A 14,467-nucleotide genomic window follows, 5' to 3' on the forward strand; every position below is an offset into this window, starting at 1 on the left:
GCTCGTCAGCGCCGGGTCGCCAGCGCCGTGTGGTCAGGGCAGGTGCTCCCCGGCGCCCCACACCCGCTGCACGTGCAGCTCGGGTGACAGCGCCACGAGGTCGGCCGCGTACCCGGGCGCGATCCGACCCAGCCGGTCGCCGAGCCCGAGCGCGGCGGCGGGGACGGAGGTGAGCGCTCCCACGGCGTCGGGCAGCGACGCCCCTGCTTCCGCCACGGCGAGTCGCAGCGCCCGGTCCTGGGTCAGCGTCGACCCGGCGATCGTGTCCGTGCCGGCGACCCGCGCGACGCCTTCCACCACCTCGACGCTGAGCGACCCGAGCGCGTACGAGCCGTCCGGCGACCCGGCCGCGGCCATCGCGTCCGTGATGAGCGCGACCCGCCCCGGTGCCCCGCGGAGCAGGACCCGGGCGACCGCGGGGTGCACGTGCACACCGTCGAGGATGAGCTCGAGCGTCACCCGGTCGTCCTCGAGTGCCGCGGCGATCGGGCCCGGCGTCCGGTGGTGCAACCCCGGCATGGCGTTGCACGCGTGGGTGAGCAGTGTGGCGCCCGCGTCGAACGCGGCACGGGCCTGGTCGTACGAGCAGACGGTGTGCCCGACGGCGACGACCACCCCGGCGTCGACGAACCGGCGGACGGCGTCGATCGCCCCCGGCAGCTCCGGCGCGATGGTGACCTGGCGGAGGACCCCGGCGCCGGCGTCGAGGAGGGCGTCGACGACGTCGGGCGTGGGGTCGACCAGGAACGACTCGTTGTGCGCGCCCTTGTTGTGCGGCGACAGGAACGGTCCCTCGAGGTGGGCACCGAGGACGAGCGGGTCGGTCGCGGCGACGGTTCGGATACGCTCGAGGGACGCCACGAGCGAGGGCAGCGGGTTCGCGACGAGGGACAGCACCGAGCGGGTCGTGCCGTGTGCGCGGTGGACGGCGAGGGCGGCGTCGAACGCCTCGTCCTCGTAGGCGGCGCCGGCACCCCCGTGGCCGTGCAGGTCGACGAACCCGGGCGTCAGGACGGCGTCACCGAGGTCGAGCACCTCCGTCGCCTCGGGTGCTGCGGGGCCGGAGCCGACCGCCTCGATGACGGCACCGGCGAGCAGGACCCAGCCGTCCGCCGTGGACCCGGCCGCGTCGACGACGTGTGCGGCGCGGACCAGGGTGCGCCGCGCCTCCAGGCCGGAGCCCGGAACGGAACCCGAACCCGACACGTCGCTCACGCCGTCTCCCGACGGAACGCGACCACCCCGGACAGCGCGGCCACCACGATGAAGACCAGTCCGACCACCGGGTGCCCGAGCGACACCCACGCCGCACCGGCTGCGATGACGAGTGCGACCTCGACGATCACCTTGCCGACCACGTCCGTGTCGATCGGCGACCGGGGCGACCGGAACAGGTACCACACGACCGCGGCGAACAGCGGCGCCCCGACCATGAACAGCACGCCCGGGAACGGGAACGGCCACGCCAGGTAGCCCCAGTACGCCAGGGACAGCAGGCCGAACGCGCACACGACCACCCGCAGCACGGTCCACGCGGACACGGGCGGGGACGGCCGACGGGATGCGGCCGGCTCGGTGGGCGGCGGGACCTCGCCCCAGTCGACCGGGCTCTGCGGTGCGTTCGTCATGTGGTCCTACTTGAAGATGATCGTGCGGGCGCCGTCGAGGAGCACGCGGTCCTCGGCGATCCAACGCACCGCCTGGGTGAGCGTGCGGGACTCCTCGTCCTGGCCGATGGACACGAGCTCGGACGGGTCCTTGGTGTGGTCGACCCGGACCACGTTCTGCTCGATGATCGGGCCTTCGTCGAGGTCGCTCGTCACGAAGTGGGCCGTCGCACCGATGAGCTTGACGCCGCGGGCGTGCGCCTGCCGGTAGGGGTTCGCCCCCTTGAAGCCGGGCAGGAACGAGTGGTGGATGTTGACCGCCCGACCCTGCAGTGCCGCGCAGAGCTCCGGCGACAGGATCTGCATGTAGCGGGCCAGGACGACGAGCTCGATGTCGTGCTCGTCGACGGCGTCGAGGATGCGCTGCTCCATCGCCTGCTTCGAGGCCGGGTCGGTGACGGGCCGGTGCTCGAACGGGACGGAGTAGAACGACGCCAGACCGGCGAGCTCCGGGTGGTTCGACAGGACGAGCGGGACCTCGATCGGGAGCTGCCCACCCCGCTGCCGGTAGAGCAGGTCGTTCAGGCAGTGCCCGGCCTTCGACACGAGCACGAGCGTGCGCATCGGCCGGCCGACGACGTCGAGCTGGACGCGGGCGTCGTAGCGTTCGACCACGGGGGCGAGCGCCTGCTCGAAGGCCGCCCGGTCGACGGGGGCCATGACCTGCAGGCGCATGAAGAACGTGTTCGTGTCGGCGCTCGAGAACTGCTGCGACTCGGTGATGTTGCCGTTCGCCGCCACGACGGCTCCGGACACGGCGTGCACGATCCCGGGACGGTCGTCGCAGACGAGCGTGAGGGTCCAGTGCGTCGGGGTCTGGTGCGCGGGGGTCTCGTGCGCGGGGGTCGGGTCGGTCACCGGAACAGGCTACCGGCCGGGGTGGGCACGTTCCGGCGGGTATCGGACGCCGGGTCGGGACATCACGGCCGCCGGGCAGCCGCCGCGCACTGACGGGAGGCCCGTGGCCCGCCCGCTCCGCCGCCCCCCGTCAGCGCGTGGTCGCCCGGGCGAGCGCCCGGTCGGCGAGCGTCAGCACGCTGAGGAGCACGCCGACCCCGAGCATCACCCACGCCAGCACGTGCAGGTCCGGCGTGGTGGGCGCCTGTCCGAACACGCCGCCGATCAGCGAGGACGCCGCGATCGCGCCGATGTAGATGCTGGTCCGCGACAGCCCGGCGGCCGTCCCGATGTACTCCGACGGCACGACCCTGTAGAGCGCCGCCTGGTTCGACACGGACGCCAGGGCCTGCGGCACCCCGAACAGTGCCGGCACCACGAGCAGCAGCACGAGGGGCGACCCGGCGTGCAGGAGCAGCAGGAGCCCGGCACCGAGCAGGGGGGTGAGCGCCGCGACGACGAGGGGCCCGCGGATCGCGGTCTTGCGGGCGACGAGGAACGACACGACCCCGGCGACGACCGCGGCGGGCAGCTGCAGGTACCCGGCGACGTCGCTCGGGTAGCCCGCCACGTCCTGCACCCACTGCGAGAACCCGTAGGTCATCGTGTAGGCGAGCAGGTAGGTCAGGAACAGCCGCGCGTAGGTCCGGGACAGCGCGCCGTTCCGGACAAGCAGCCGGACGTCGACGAACGGCTGCGCCGCCCGGAGCTCCCACCGGACCAGGGCGACGACGAGCACGACCGCCACCGCGAGCAGCCACCAGAGCCCGGCGGCCAGGTCGAGCAGGAACACGAGCAGGGCCGAGACCGCGCCGGTCATCAGCAGCATGCCCACCGGGTCGAGCGCGGTGCGGACCGGCACCCGGTCGGTGTCCTGCGGGCGGAGCCGGTCGGAGGGCAGCCACATCGCCGCGACGACGATCCCGAAGGCCGCCAGGGGGACGTTCACCAGGAAGATCGCGTGCCACCCGAACGCCGCGATGAGCGCACCGCCGAGGGGCGGTCCGGCTGCGGCGGACACGAGCGAGGTGATCGACAGCGCACCGAGCACGAGGGGCGGTGTGGGCTTCCCGATCCGTGCGGAGTGCTGGCGCAGCGTGGTGAGCGCCGCCGGGTACGCCGACGAGGTACCGATGCCGATGAGCACGCGCGCGGTCACGGCACCACCGAACCCGGTCAGGACCTCGGGCACGACCCCGGCGACGCCGACGACGACGAGCCCGGCCAGGAAGACCTTCTTCGGCCCGAACCGGTCGGCGAGCTTCCCCATCGTGGGCTGGGCGACCGCGCTCGCCAGGTACAGGGCGGCGACGAGCCAGATCGCCTGCGACGCCCCGATGCCGAGGTCCCGCGAGATCGGCGCGAGGGCGACGGAGACCATCGTCGTGTTGATCGGGTTGAGGAGCGGCCCGACCAGGACCGGGATCAGCAGTTTCGGGCCGAAGCCGCTGCCGCCGTCCGGGGACGCGACGGTGGGCGTGGGGGAGGTCGAGGTGGACGTGGTGGGGCTTCTTCCGGGTCAGGCTTCGGTGAGCGGGGTGAGGATCTCGAGCGCGCGGGCGACGGTCCGGCGTTCGTCCTCCGGCAGCGCCGCGAGCCGGTCGGCGAGCACGCGGGCGCGCGTGGCCCAGGCGTCCTCGCGGGCGCGGGAGCCGGTGTCCGTCGCGCGGACGAGCGTCCGACGGCCGTCGTCCGGGTCCGGTCGGCGCTCGACCAGTCCGAGGTCGACGAGTGCCTGGACGGTCGCGCCCATGGACTGCGGTCGGACGCCCTCGGCACGGGCGAGGTCGGCGACGGTGGACTCACCGTGGCGCAGCAGCCGGCCGAGCGCGGCGGTCTGCGAGGCGGTCACCTCGTCGGCCTTGCCGGTGAGCAAGGTCCGCCGGATCCGTCCGTGCAGGGTGAGCAGGTCGCCGGCGAGCTCCTCGGATGATTCCACACCGGAACGGTACTCCTCCCGCAGGAGAACTTGCAAGGCTACCTTGCAGTCCTGTCGGGGCTCAGGCGAGTCCGTCCGCCCGTCCGCTGACCGTCCCGTCGGTCGTGAAGGGGCGCAGGGCGCGCGCCACCGACTCGCCGCCGTCGGGGAACCACGTGTTGCTGGCCAGGACGCGTGGCCAGGCCGCGGCGAGCAGCTCGCGTCCGGCGTCCGTCAGGTGCAGCCGGGAGGCTCGTCCCCGACCGGGTGCAGCACCGCGCGCCACGAGTCCCCGCGTCGCGAGCGACTCGACCAGGCTGCCCATGCTCTGCGCGCGGACCCCCACCGCCCGCGCGAGCTCGGCCTGGTTGAGCTCGTCGGCGGCGGCGAGCTGCACGAGTGCGCCGAAGCCGACGGGGGTCAGGCCGAGGGGCGCGAGTTCCTCGTCGAGGCGGCGGGCGAGCTCGCGCGCGGCACGGACGACCGTCCACGCGGCGATCGCGTCCACGTCGTCGTGGGTCACCGAGAAGTCGCTGGACACGCACCGATGGTACCGGCGTACCGTCGAGTAACAGGAAACTGATACCGAAGGAGGAGCACCGTGACCGAGACCATCGCCATCACCGGGGTCACCGGCGACGTCGGCGGGAAGACCCTCGAGCTGCTGCACGCCGAGGGTGTCCAGGTTCGCGCCGTCGTCCGCCGTCAAGACCAGGCCGAGCGGCTCCGTGCACGGGGCGTCGACGCGCGGCTCGCGGACCTCGACGACCTCGACGCCCTGACCCGGGCGCTCGACGGCGTCGACCGGTTCTTCCTCGTCACCCCGGTCAGCGAGCGGCAGGCCGAGCAGGGGGCGACCGGCGTCCGGGCGGCCCAGTGCGCGGGGGTCCCGCGGGTCGTGCACCTGTCCGGGGGCGACGCCGCCGAGCACTCCCCGATGCCCTGGGCCGCGGCGGCCTGGCGCACGGACCGGCTGCTCCGCGCGAGCGGGACGGCGTGGACGATCCTGCACCCGTCGGCCTTCATGACGAACCTGCTGCCCTCCGCGCCGGCGATCCGTCGCGGCTGGTTCCCGCACACCACCGGCCGCGGCCGCGCCGGGTGGATCGACACCGCCGACATCGCCCGCACGGCCGCGACCGTGCTGACGACCGACGGGCACGACGGCACCGAACCGGTGCTCACCGGCCCGGCGTCCCTCGACGCGCACGGCATCGCCGTCGAGCTGACCGCCGGCCTCGGGCGACGCGTCCGGCCGCTGCACCTGCCGAGCCGCGTGTACCGCGCCGTGGTCCGCGCCGGCGGCGTGCCCGCCTGGCAGGCCGAGGGCCTCCGCCAGCAGTTCGGGCGGGTGCTCCGACGGGGTCTCGACGGCGTCGACGTGATGCGCGACGACGTCGCCCGGATCACCGGGACCGCGCCGCGCCCGCTCCGGGCGTGGGCGGCCGACCACCGCGACGACCTGCTCGGGTGAGGTGCGGGGCGGACGTGCCCCGTGCCTCCCGGCCGGTCGTCAGCGCGCGGACGTGAGCGTCGCGACCAGGTGTTCCTGCACGAACCCGAGCCAGTCGTAGACGTCCCGCAGACCGACACCGGCGTCGCCGGTGTACGACGACTCCTCGGTCGCGGCGTCGACGATGCCGAGCCGCTCCGCGATCGTGAGCCGCAGGTCGGTCAGGCAGCGGAGCCAGGCCTGCTCGTCCTCCTGGGTGAGCACGCCGTCCCGCGCCCCGGTCGCCCACGCCAGGACGACCCCGGCGTTCGTGGTCTTCTGCGCCAGCAGGTCCGACCGCGTGTACTGCGCGAACTCGGCGCTCGCCTCGGGGTCCTGCGGGTAGGCGTCCGGGAACATCCGCGACGCGACCGGGTCGTCCGTCAGGTCGCCGTCGAGCACCTGCTGCAGCTGCTCCGTCAGGCTCGCGAGCAGGGCGCGCTCGCCGGAGGACAGGCCGAGGTGCACGCCGTCCCGCCGCCGCACGAACGGGATCACGCGTCTCCTCCCGGCGCCCGCTCGACCGTGGCCTGCAGGCCGAAGCCGTGCAGCGCCTCGACGTGGCGCTCCATCGCCTCGCGCGCGCCGCTCGCGACGATCGCCCGCCCGTCGACGTGCACCTGGCGCATCAGGTGGTCCGCGCGGTCGTGGCTGAAGCCGAAGTAGCTCTGGAAGACGTACGTCACGTAGGACATGAGGTTGACCGGGTCGTCCCACACCACCGTCGTCCACGGCACGTCGTACCGGGCGCGGAGATCGGTGCGTTCGTCGAGCTCCGGGCTGCTCAGGGTCATGCGACAAGGGTGACACGAACCGACCGGCTCGGTACGATCGACGGGTCGCGACTGGCGTTGGATGGGTCACCATCGGGGAGCGACACCTGACACGGAGCGCGGCCGTACGCCTGGGCCGCGCCCACCAGTCCACCTCGTCGTGCACGCGCGCGACGGAACAGACAACGAGGAGTCCCGTGTCCATCACCGATCTGCCCGCTGCGTCCACGCAGTCGACGTTCAACGCCCCGCTCAGCGCGGTCGACCCCGAGATCGCCAAGGTGCTCGAGCAGGAGCTCGGCCGCCAGCGCGACACCCTCGAGATGATCGCGTCCGAGAACTTCGTCCCGCGCGCCGTGCTCGAGTCGCAGGGGTCCGTCCTGACGAACAAGTACGCCGAGGGCTACCCGGGCAAGCGCTACTACGGCGGCTGCGAGTTCGTCGACGTCGCCGAGCAGCTCGCCATCGACCGGGCGAAGGCCCTGTTCGGCGCCGAGTACGCGAACGTCCAGCCGCACTCCGGCGCCAGCGCGAACGCCGCGGTCCTGCACGCCATCGCCTCCGCCGGGGACACCATCCTGGGCCTCGAGCTCGCGCACGGCGGTCACCTGACCCACGGCATGAAGCTCAACTTCTCCGGCCGCATCTACAACGCCGTGTCGTACGGCGTCGACCCGGAGACGTTCGAGGTCGACTACGACGACATCCGCGCCAAGGCCGTCGAGCACCAGCCCAAGGTGCTCATCGCCGGATGGTCGGCCTACCCCCGCCAGCTCGACTTCGCGAAGTTCCGCGAGATCGCGGACGAGGTCGGCGCGACCCTCTGGGTGGACATGGCGCACTTCGCGGGCCTCGTCGCCGCGGGCCTGCACCCGTCGCCCCTGCCGCACGCCCACGTCGTGTCGTCGACCGTGCACAAGACCCTCGCCGGTCCGCGCTCGGGCATCATCCTGTCCAACGACGAGTCGCTCTTCAAGAAGCTCAACTCGGCCGTGTTCCCGGGCCAGCAGGGCGGTCCGCTCATGCACGTGATCGCCGCCAAGGCCACCGCGTTCCTGCTCGCCGCGCAGCCCGAGTTCAAGGACCGCCAGGAGCGCACGCTCCGCGGTGCCCGTCTGCTGGCGGACCGCCTCACGCAGGCCGACGCGAAGGCCGCCGGCATCGACGTCCTCACCGGCGGCACCGACGTGCACCTGGTGCTCGTCGACCTGCGCGAGTCCGAGGTCGACGGCAAGCAGGCCGAGGACCTGCTGCACCAGGTCGGCATCACCGTGAACCGCAACTCCGTGCCGTTCGACCCGCGCCCGCCGATGGTCACCTCCGGTGTCCGCATCGGCACCCCGGCGCTGGCGACCCGCGGGTTCGGCGACGCCGAGTTCACCGAGGTCGCGGACATCATCGCGCTGACGCTCATGCCGAACCCGGACATCGCGGCGCTCTCGGCCCGGGTGAAGGCGCTGGCCGACGCGTTCCCGCTGTACGCGTGAGCGCCGCGCCCTCGATCGCGCCCCTGCCGCGCGAGCGCTGGGCGGGTGAGGGCAGTGCCGTCCGCATCGACGGCACCGCCCTCGCCGCCCGCACGCTCGACGACCTGAAGGTCCGGATCGACCGGCTGCACGACCACGGGTTCCGACCCGGTCTCGGCACGATCATGGTCGGGCAGAACCCGGGCTCGGTGTCGTACGTCGCCGGCAAGCACAAGGACTCGGCGCAGATCGGGCTCGACTCGGTCCGCATCGACCTGCCCTCGTCCGCGAGTGCCGCCGACATCCGTGCGGCGATCCTGCAGATGAACGACGACCCCCGGGTCACGGCGTTCATCGTGCAGCTCCCGCTGCCGCAGGGCATCGACCCGATCCCGATGCTCGAGCTGATGAACCCGGCGAAGGACGCCGACGGCCTGCACCCGACGAACCTCGGGGAGCTCGTCCTCGCGGTCCCCGGCGGTGCGGGCACGATCGACGCCCCGCTGCCGTGCACCCCGCGCGGCATCGTCGCGATGCTCGAGGCCTACGACGTCCCGATCCGCGGCCAGCACGTGACGATCATCGGGCAGGGACTCACCGTCGGCCGCCCGCTCGGGCTGCTGCTCACCCGGCTCGAGGCCACGGCCACGCTGACACACTCGCTGACCGAGGACGTCGCCGCCGAGTGCCGTCGCGCGGACATCATCGTCGCCGCGGCCGGGGTCGCCCGGCTCGTCCAGCCGGACTGGGTGCAGCCCGGGGCGGCCGTGATCGACGTGGGCATCAGCCGCATCGTGGACCAGGACACGGGCAAGGCGAAGCTGCACGGCGACGTCGACCCCGCGGTGGCGTCCGTCGCGGGGTTCCTCTCGCCGACACCGGGCGGCGTCGGGCCGATGACCCGGGCGATGCTCATGAAGAACGTCGTCGAGGCCGCCGAGCGCCACCTGCACTAGCCGGCGCCGCCGCGGCGAGGCCCTTCGCACAACCGCAAGCAGCTCGCGCCACGGATTTCCGTGGCGCGAGCTGCTTCTGGTTGTGCGAAAGCGATCGCCGCGCCGCGATCGCCGCGCCGCGGGCGCCGCGCCGCGCCGCCCGCGCCGCGCCGCCCGCGCCCGCCGCGCGTCAGTCGCGCCGGGCGCCCTGCGCCGCGTGCACCGTGAACACGTTCGGCTCACGGTACCCGGTCGCGGCGAAGGCGGCCGTGACGGCGTCCGTGATCGTGCCACGGGCCTCCTGGTCGACCAGCGCGATCGCCGCACCGCCGAAGCCGCCACCGGTCATCCGCGCGCCGACCGCACCGTGCGCCATCGCGGTCTCGACCGCCAGGTCGAGCTCCGGCACCGAGATCTCGAAGTCGTCACGCATCGACTCGTGCGAGGCGACGAGCAGCGACCCGATCGCCCGCGGTCCCTGCTCGCGCAGCGTGCGCACCGTGTCGAGGACGCGCTGGTCCTCGGTCACGATGTGGCGGACGCGACGGAAGGTCTCGTCGTCGAGCAGCTCCTGCGCACGGGGCAGGTCGTCGACGGACACGTCGCGCAGCGCCTCGACGCCCATCGCTGCCGCGCCGCGCTCGCACGAGTCGCGCCGGGCCTTGTAGCCGCCGGTGGCGTGCGCGTGCTCCACGCGGGTGTCGATCACCAGGACCTCGAGGCCGTTCGACTCGAGCGCCAGGTCCACCACGGCGGTGTCGAGCGTCCGGCAGTCCAGGAACACGACCGCGTCCTGCTCGCCGAGGAGCGACGCCGACTGGTCCATGATGCCGGTCGGGGCACCGACGGCGTGGTTCTCGGAGTACTGCCCGACGCGGGCCAGCTGCTTGCGTGAGAGGCCGAGGTCCCACAGGTCGGTGAACGCCAGCGCCACGCCGCACTCGATCGCGGCGCTCGACGACAGGCCCGCGCCGACCGGGACGTCCGACTCGATGAAGACGTCGAAGCCGGACTTGCCGGACAGGTCCGCACCGGCCTGCTCGCGGAGCGCCCACGCGATGCCGAAGACGTACGCCGACCAGCCGCTCATGCGCGACGGGTCGAGCTCGTCGAGGGAGAGCTCGTGCACCGCGTCGGGCTCGAACGCCGACGCGACCCGGAGCAGACGGTCGTCCCGCTGCCCGATCGACGCGACGGTCCGCCGGTCGATCGCGAAGGGCAGGACGTACCCGTCGTTGTAGTCGGTGTGCTCGCCGATCAGGTTGACCCGACCCGGCGCGGAGTACCGCACCGACGGCTCGTACCCGTAGACCTGCTGGAACGTCATGCGCGTTCGATCCCTCCTCGGATGAACTCGGCCGCCTTCTCGGGCACGAGGTCCCCGATCCAGGCGCCCATGGCGGCTTCGCTGCCGGCCAGGAACTTCAACTTGTCCGTCGCCCGACGCGGCGAGGTGATCTGCAGCATCAGGCGCACGGTGTCCCGCGCGACGTGCACCGGCGCCTGGTGCCAGGCGGCGATGTACGGCGTGGGGGTGTCGTACAGCGCGTCGAGGCCGCGGGTCAGCCGCAGGTGCATCGACGCGAGCTCGTCCTTCTCGGCGTCGGTCAGCCCGGCGAAGTCCGGCACGTGCCGGTGCGGGAGCATGTGGACCTCGATCGGCCAGCGCGCGGCGAACGGCACGAACGCCGTGAAGTGCTCGCCCTGCAGCACGACGCGATCCGAGCTCCGCTCGTTCGCCAGGTGCTGCTCGAACAGGTCCGGACCGAAGCGCTCGATCGACGCGAGCAGGCGCTGCGTGCGCGGGGTGACGTACGGGTACGAGTAGATCTGCCCGTGCGGGTGGTGCAGCGTGACGCCGATCGCCTCGCCGCGGTTCTCGAACGGGAACACCTGCTGGATGCCGGGCAGGGCCGAGAGTGCGGCGGTGCGGTCCGCCCACGCCTCGACCACGGTGCGGGCACGCGACTCGGAGATGGATGCGAACGAGCCGCTCGTCTCGGGGGAGAAGCACACGACCTCGCACCGCCCGACCGACCGCAGCTGGCGGTTCAGGCCGACGTCGGACAGCGACTCGAGCGACTCGGGGGCGTCCTCGGCCTCGAGCAGCGGCCCGAACGACGGCGACCGGTTCTCGAACACCGCGACGTCGTACCGGCTCGGGATCTCGGAGGGGTTCGCGGCCGTCTGCGGCGCGAGCGGGTCCTGGTCGGCGGGCGGCAGGAACACTCGGTTCTGCCGGCTCGCCGCGATCGACACCCACTCGCCCGTCAGGACGTCCTGCCGCATCCGCGCGGTCTCGGGTCGGGGGTCGAGGACACGCTCGTCGATGCTGCGCTCGGCGGGCAGCTGCGTGTCGGCGTCGTCGAAGTAGATGAGCTCGCGGCCGTCGGCGAGCGTCGTCACGCGCTTGGTGATCACCGGACGAGCCTAGCGCCTCCGCGAAGCGTTGCGAAAGTCTCCGTAAGTGCGCGAAACTGCAACCGTGAGCGCTGACGATCTGTCCTTCCTCGCCGGCGCCCTCCCGGCACCCCTGCGGCAGGACCGCATCGTCTCCATCGTCGAGGGCGCGCCCGGACTCGTCCGGACCGCCGCCCTGGCCGCGGCCCTGGGCACGAGTGAGGTGACGGTCCGCCAGGACCTCGCCACGCTCGAACTGGAGGCACGGATCCGGCGGGTGCGCGGCGGTGCCGTCCGCCTCGGGGTCACCTCCGGCGAGCGGCCCCTCGAGGAGACCGCGGTCGAGCACCAGGTCGAGAAGGCGGCCATCGGCCGCGCGGCGGCCGACCTCGTCCGCTCCGGCCAGTGCGTCGTGCTCGACGTCGGCACGACCCCGGCTGCGGTGGCGACGGCGCTCGTGGCGCGGGCGGACCTGGCCGACCTGACGATCGTGACGAACTCGCTCACCACGGCCCTCACGCTCGAACCCGCCGTGCCGCGGTTCACCGTCGTCGTCACCGGCGGGACCCTGCGGCCGCTCCAGCACTCGCTCGTCGCGCCGTTCATGGGTGCCGTGCTGCCCGCGATCGCCGCCGACGTCGCGTTCATCGGCGGCACCGGGCTCGACGTCGAGCACGGTCTGACGAACGTCAACCTGCCGGAGACCGAGGCGAAGCGGATGCTCGCCGCGACGGCCCGGCGTACCGTCGTGGTGGCGGACGGCTCGAAGTTCGGCCGGGTACACCTCGGTGTCGTCCGTCCGCTCCAGGACATCGACGTCGTCGTCACCGCCGGCACCACGGCGGACGCGGTCGCCCCGATCCGGGCGGCGGGCGTCCGGGTCGTCGTCGCCGACGGGGACGGCACCGCAGCACCAGACGGAAGGAAGGCGACCGCATGACCGCAGCAGCACCCACCGGGGGGCAGTACCACCTCCGTCACGCCGGACAGGACGGGGTCGTCGAGGCCGTCGTCACCGAGGTCGCCGCGGGCATCCGCGAGCTCCGGGTCGCTGGCTTCGACCTGACCGAGCCCTTCCCCGTCACCTCGGCCCCGCCCGGCGCGGACGGCATCGTGCTCGTGCCGTGGCCGAACCGGGTCGCCGGCGCCGTGTGGGAGCTCGACGGGAAGCGGCAGCAACTCGACGTCTCGGAGCCGAAGTACGGCAACGCCTCGCACGGCCTGCTCCGGTTCTCGCCGTACCGCGTCGTCTCGCAGACCGAGTCGGCGATCGAGCAGCAGGCCACGGTCCACCCGCAGCACGGCTGGCCCTTCACGCTCGAGACCCGCGTGCACCACGAGCTCGTCGAGGACGGCATCCGGGTGACGCACACGATCGTCAACCGCTCGGGCGTCCGGGCGCCGTTCGCGGTGGGGGCGCACCCGTACCTGCGGGCGGGCGACACCCCAGCCGAGGACCTCGTCGTGACGCTCGACGCCGCGACCGCCTTCACGGTGGACGCGCAGAAGATCCCGGACGGCACCGTCGCCGTCGAGGGCACGCCCTACGACCTGCGCGCCGGGCTGCGGGCCGGGGACGCCGACCTCGACACCGCCTACCGGGACATCACCCCGGACCAGGACGGCGTTCGCCGCACCACGTTGCACGGCCCCGAGGGCGACGGGGTCGAGCTGTGGCAGGACGCGTCGTTCCCCTACGTCCAGGTGTTCACCTCGCGCGAGTTCCCCCGCGGCGACGGCACCGGGCTCGCGGTCGCGGTCGAGCCGATGACCGCGCCGGCGAACGCCCTCAACTCCGGCGAGGGGCTGCGCTGGCTCGAGCCGGACGAGTCGTGGACCGGTACCTGGGGCATCCGCCGCGTCTGGTCCTGACGGCGCGGGCGGGCCAGCGCAGACGCGGACGACGAAGGCCGCCCCGGCGGGGGCGGCCTTCGTCGCGTCGTCGTGGGTGGCGCGTCAGGCGCGGCGCATCCGGAGCGCCTCGACCGCCAGTGCCTCGGTGCCGTAGCGGCCGACCTCCTGCGCCCACGCGGGGTCGTCCCCGCGGAGTGCGACGTAGTCCTTGCGCTGCCGGCAGACGTAGCCGAGGACGGTCTGCGCGTTCGCGACCTCGATGAAGTCCTTACGGATGTGGCGGGTGCTGACCTGCGCGTTGCGGCGCAGGGTGTCGAGCAGGAGCTGGTTGCTCATGCTGGTGTTCGTCGCTGCCGCGAGCTCGACGATGCGGCGCGCGTCACCGGTGGTGCTGGTCTGCGTGGCGTCGATGGGCTCGGTCACGGTGTACCCCGTTCGTTCTGTCGTGGTGCTGTGCTGCAGGACCCGGTGATCGGATCCGGGCACGACACTATCGGCGTCCCGCCAACAATCGGCTGAACGACGACTGAACTGTGCAGAGGACGCGCCATGAACACCCTGTGGACGCGTTGTACCCCATGGCAGCCGCACGGCGGCCTAGCCGCAGCGCTCAGCGCTCAGCGCAGGGTGATCTCCTCCACCGTCGCGGTCACGGTCTGCGGATCGGCGCTCGAGTACCGCGCCTCGCAGGACCACCGGACCGCCGTGCGCTGCCCGACCTCGTCGCGCTGGACCGAGGACGTGCCGGAGACGTCGAGCACGGTCGCCGCTGACGAGCTGTCCGACGCCTCCTGGACCCCTGAGCCACGCGTGTCGACGACCTTCCAGGGCGTCTCGTCGTACTGGTCCCGCCACCAGGCGACGATCGCCGGCCCCATCCGCTGCTCGCACGCCGCCCGGGCGACCCCCTGCACGGCGTCGTCCGGCTGCGTGCACCCGCTCAGGCCGACGGACGTGAGCACCCCGAGCGCGAGCGCGACGCTCGCAGCTGTGCGGTTGCGCGTGACCACGGCACTCCTCGCGACGGGGACGGCAGCGACGGCGACTCCAGCGACGGTGTCGGGA

17 protein-coding genes and 1 riboswitch are annotated in these 14,467 nt (G+C 73.1%); of the genes, 5 read left to right on the forward strand and 12 right to left on the reverse strand.

The window, feature by feature from the left end:
• Positions 1-33: 33 nt before the first annotated feature.
• The 6 genes from nagA to HUN58_RS04895 form a co-directional block, all read right to left on the reverse strand.
• Positions 34-1,215: an N-acetylglucosamine-6-phosphate deacetylase gene (gene nagA / locus HUN58_RS04870; protein WP_254631624.1), complete on the reverse strand. Its 1,182-nt coding sequence runs from the start codon at positions 1,213-1,215 to the stop codon at positions 34-36.
• Positions 1,212-1,628 carry a YrdB family protein gene (locus tag HUN58_RS04875; RefSeq protein ID WP_180224583.1) on the reverse strand — a complete coding sequence of 139 codons (417 nt, stop codon included), beginning with the start codon at positions 1,626-1,628 and terminating at the stop codon, positions 1,212-1,214. The genes nagA and HUN58_RS04875 overlap by 4 nt, the downstream gene beginning before the upstream one ends.
• 6 nt (positions 1,629-1,634) lie before the next feature.
• Entirely contained in the window at positions 1,635-2,525 is an 891-nt protein-coding gene (purU, locus tag HUN58_RS04880; protein ID WP_180224584.1) for a formyltetrahydrofolate deformylase, read from the reverse strand.
• A 130-nt stretch (positions 2,526-2,655) separates the two neighbouring features.
• Entirely contained in the window at positions 2,656-3,996 is a 1,341-nt protein-coding gene (locus HUN58_RS04885) for an MFS transporter (protein ID WP_306669579.1), read from the reverse strand.
• A gap of 87 nt (positions 3,997-4,083) precedes the next feature.
• Positions 4,084-4,503 (reverse strand): MarR family winged helix-turn-helix transcriptional regulator, encoded by a 420-nt coding sequence (locus HUN58_RS04890; protein WP_180224586.1) that lies wholly within the window; start codon positions 4,501-4,503, stop codon positions 4,084-4,086.
• 61 nt (positions 4,504-4,564) lie between these two features.
• Complete coding sequence (locus tag HUN58_RS04895) at positions 4,565-5,023, reverse strand: MarR family winged helix-turn-helix transcriptional regulator (protein WP_180224587.1); 459 nt, start codon at positions 5,021-5,023, stop codon at positions 4,565-4,567.
• Positions 5,024-5,083: 60 nt separating this feature from the next.
• Between HUN58_RS04895 and HUN58_RS04900 the strand changes: the two genes are divergently transcribed.
• Positions 5,084-5,956: an NAD(P)H-binding protein gene (locus HUN58_RS04900; RefSeq protein WP_180224588.1), complete on the forward strand. Its 873-nt coding sequence runs from the start codon at positions 5,084-5,086 to the stop codon at positions 5,954-5,956.
• A gap of 39 nt (positions 5,957-5,995) precedes the next feature.
• On the opposite strand, the gene HUN58_RS04905 is transcribed toward HUN58_RS04900, so the two are convergent.
• Together HUN58_RS04905 and clpS are read right to left on the reverse strand one after the other, a co-directional pair.
• On the reverse strand, positions 5,996-6,472 hold the full coding sequence (locus tag HUN58_RS04905) for a DUF2017 family protein (protein ID WP_114849427.1): 477 nt from the start codon (positions 6,470-6,472) through the stop codon (positions 5,996-5,998).
• The gene (gene clpS, locus HUN58_RS04910) at positions 6,469-6,768 is read right to left on the reverse strand and encodes an ATP-dependent Clp protease adapter ClpS (RefSeq protein ID WP_180224589.1); all 300 of its coding nucleotides are present in this window, start codon (positions 6,766-6,768) and stop codon (positions 6,469-6,471) included. Before clpS ends, HUN58_RS04905 begins: the two co-directional genes overlap by 4 nt.
• 37 nt (positions 6,769-6,805) lie before the next feature.
• A riboswitch (ZMP/ZTP riboswitch) is annotated at positions 6,806-6,891 on the forward strand.
• Between the two features lie 59 nt (positions 6,892-6,950).
• Between clpS and glyA the strand changes: the two genes are divergently transcribed.
• Together glyA and HUN58_RS04920 are read left to right on the forward strand one after the other, a co-directional pair.
• Entirely contained in the window at positions 6,951-8,234 is a 1,284-nt protein-coding gene (gene glyA / locus HUN58_RS04915; RefSeq protein WP_302691048.1) for a serine hydroxymethyltransferase, read from the forward strand.
• Positions 8,231-9,169, forward strand: a complete 939-nt coding sequence (locus HUN58_RS04920; RefSeq protein ID WP_254631571.1) for a tetrahydrofolate dehydrogenase/cyclohydrolase catalytic domain-containing protein — start codon at positions 8,231-8,233, stop codon at positions 9,167-9,169. The genes glyA and HUN58_RS04920 overlap by 4 nt, the downstream gene beginning before the upstream one ends.
• A 169-nt stretch (positions 9,170-9,338) precedes the next feature.
• Here the strand turns inward: HUN58_RS04920 and galK are convergent, their stop codons facing one another.
• Together galK and galT are read right to left on the reverse strand one after the other, a co-directional pair.
• Positions 9,339-10,475: a galactokinase gene (galK, locus tag HUN58_RS04925; RefSeq protein WP_180224590.1), complete on the reverse strand. Its 1,137-nt coding sequence runs from the start codon at positions 10,473-10,475 to the stop codon at positions 9,339-9,341.
• Entirely contained in the window at positions 10,472-11,569 is a 1,098-nt protein-coding gene (galT, locus tag HUN58_RS04930; protein WP_180224591.1) for a galactose-1-phosphate uridylyltransferase, read from the reverse strand. Before galT ends, galK begins: the two co-directional genes overlap by 4 nt.
• Before the next feature lie 64 nt (positions 11,570-11,633).
• Here galT and HUN58_RS04935 point away from each other — a divergent pair, with 64 nt between their 5' ends.
• Positions 11,634-12,488 (forward strand): DeoR/GlpR family DNA-binding transcription regulator, encoded by an 855-nt coding sequence (locus HUN58_RS04935; RefSeq protein ID WP_114849431.1) that lies wholly within the window; start codon positions 11,634-11,636, stop codon positions 12,486-12,488.
• Entirely contained in the window at positions 12,485-13,420 is a 936-nt protein-coding gene (locus HUN58_RS04940; protein WP_144804003.1) for an aldose 1-epimerase family protein, read from the forward strand. Before HUN58_RS04935 ends, HUN58_RS04940 begins: the two co-directional genes overlap by 4 nt.
• Positions 13,421-13,504: 84 nt before the next feature.
• On the opposite strand, the gene HUN58_RS04945 is transcribed toward HUN58_RS04940, so the two are convergent.
• Together HUN58_RS04945 and HUN58_RS04950 are read right to left on the reverse strand one after the other, a co-directional pair.
• Positions 13,505-13,825, reverse strand: coding sequence for a hypothetical protein (locus tag HUN58_RS04945; RefSeq protein WP_058740971.1), 321 nt, complete (start codon positions 13,823-13,825; stop codon positions 13,505-13,507).
• A gap of 194 nt (positions 13,826-14,019) precedes the next feature.
• A complete protein-coding gene (locus HUN58_RS04950; protein WP_058740970.1) occupies positions 14,020-14,412 on the reverse strand; it encodes a hypothetical protein in 393 nt (130 codons plus the stop codon).
• Positions 14,413-14,467 lie beyond the last annotated feature (55 nt).

This window comes from Curtobacterium sp. Csp1 (genome assembly GCF_013347185.1).

Bases quoted from the DNA above. Each gene is read 5' to 3' on its own strand.
- galK (WP_180224590.1), bottom strand. From the start codon at position 10,475: ATGACGTTCCAGCAGGTCTACGGGTACGAGCCGTCGGTGCGGTACTCC.
- clpS (WP_180224589.1), bottom strand. From the start codon at position 6,768: ATGACCCTGAGCAGCCCGGAGCTCGACGAACGCACCGATCTCCGCGCC.
- HUN58_RS04940 (WP_144804003.1), top strand. From the start codon at position 12,485: ATGACCGCAGCAGCACCCACCGGGGGGCAGTACCACCTCCGTCACGCC.
- HUN58_RS04875 (WP_180224583.1), bottom strand. From the start codon at position 1,628: ATGACGAACGCACCGCAGAGCCCGGTCGACTGGGGCGAGGTCCCGCCG.